Source organism: Rhizobacter sp. P2_H3, assembly GCF_056403355.1.
Window position 1 is genome coordinate 1 of the sequence record NZ_JBFUFQ010000464.1, and the last position, 1,600, is coordinate 1,600.

The window sequence follows — 1,600 nt, forward strand, 5'->3', positions numbered from 1 at the left end:
GCGGCATCCATGCGAACGGGCTGAGCCTGGCGCGCAAGCTGGTGGAGCGGCTGCCGAAGGGGTATCTGACCGAGGTGCAGCCGGGGCTGAGCTACGGCGAGGCGCTGCTGGCGCCGACAGTGCTGTACTCGCCGGTGACCGAGGCGCTGTACAAGGCCGGCATCCAGCCGCACTACTGCGCCAACATCACCGGCCACGGCTGGCGCAAGCTGCTGCGGCATCCGGCGAAGCACACGTATCGCATCCACAGCGTGCCCGAGGTGACGCCGGTGCTGAAGTTCATCCAGCAGCATGCGAAGCAGGACGATCAAGAGGCGTACAGCACGCTGAACATGGGCGCGGGGTTTGCGATCTTCGTGAAGGCCGAGGATGCGCAGCGCACGGTGGAAGTGGCGCAGGCCGCGGGCGTGAAGGCGATGGTGGCGGGCGCGGTCGAGGCGGGGCCGAAGCGGCTGCTGATCGAGCCGCTGAACATCGAGTTCGGCGACGATTCTTTGCAGCTGCGCTGAGAAGGCCTCTGCCCGTCGCCTACAATCCGCCGCGACGGGCCTCCCCGCATGGAAGCACGGCCAACCGGGTCAGGTCGGGAACGAAGCAGCCCTAACTGTTGCGACCAGTGCCGGGGGTAAGGCTCGTCACCCCTCCCTCTCCTCTTTGGGTTCGACAAGTACTGCGCTCGCCCACCTCCGTTCGGGCTGAGCCTGTCGAAGCCGGCGAGGAAAGCAACTCCCGCTCACTCGAGTTGCACGCTTCTGAGCGGTCACCCTCCTTCGATGGAGCGCATGCTTCTGGCCAGCGGATCCAGTTCGAATTCGGCTTCGAAGGCGGCGCGAAACCTCGTGCGAACCTGCGCAGGCGCTCTCCTGATGTATTCAAGAGCCTTGGCCAAAGCATCGGAATCCAAGCCTTTGAGGTACGAGATTGCAGCCGCAGGGCTCTCAGGTGCCAATCCGTCCTGAGCGGCGAACCTCGGGCGAAGGGCGGTCCAAACGACGGCATCAACGTTCCGAGTTGCTGCCCAGGAGGCGATGAGGTCAGCGCCATGAGAATGTCGTGGAGCAGGTCCAGGCCATAGTCCAACAGCGTGGATCGGCGACCCCTCTCTACCAGCAAGAGCTGATTGGGCCTCCTCCGGTGAACCATAGTCCATCTCAGTCCAAAGCGTAGGAACCGCCCGGGCACCAAGTGTCAAGACCAGCGTCAACCGCCCGTTCTTCGAGGTTCTTGCGAACTCGACGGGCAGTTCTGGGCCATCGGACCTCCAGTCGCCCACACAGCGGAGTACACCGGGGTCCCAGACCAGCGAGCCCCAACCAATACAAGCGATCATCCTTACCCTCATCGTTCAAAACGTGACAGCCCCTTCTATCTCGCACGACGACGACGCTGAACGACGCGCCATTGGAGGTGAGATGGACCAGTGGTGGTAGGTGGAGTCGACGTTAAGCATGGTCATTGAGCAGTCGATGGAGGTTGGTCATCAACTTAGCTTCGACCTCCGCCAGCGACATCGACCAAATCTCGGCCAGCACTCCGCACACCTTCCATGCATCCCATGGCTTTAGAGGAGCCCCGCCGTCGGAGGTGAACGGCCCATCAG

1 protein-coding gene and 1 other RNA gene are annotated in these 1,600 nt (G+C 63.1%); both read left to right on the forward strand.

Translation table 11 applies throughout. The features are described from left to right. Positions 1–509, forward strand: a 509-nt coding sequence (locus tag AC1D1T_RS32350; protein ID WP_477993445.1) for an AIR synthase-related protein, incomplete at its 5' end; no start/stop codon positions are given. A 33-nt stretch (positions 510–542) separates the two neighbouring features. After that, positions 543–640: signal recognition particle sRNA small type (ffs, locus tag AC1D1T_RS32355), an RNA gene on the forward strand. Positions 641–1,600 lie beyond the last annotated feature (960 nt).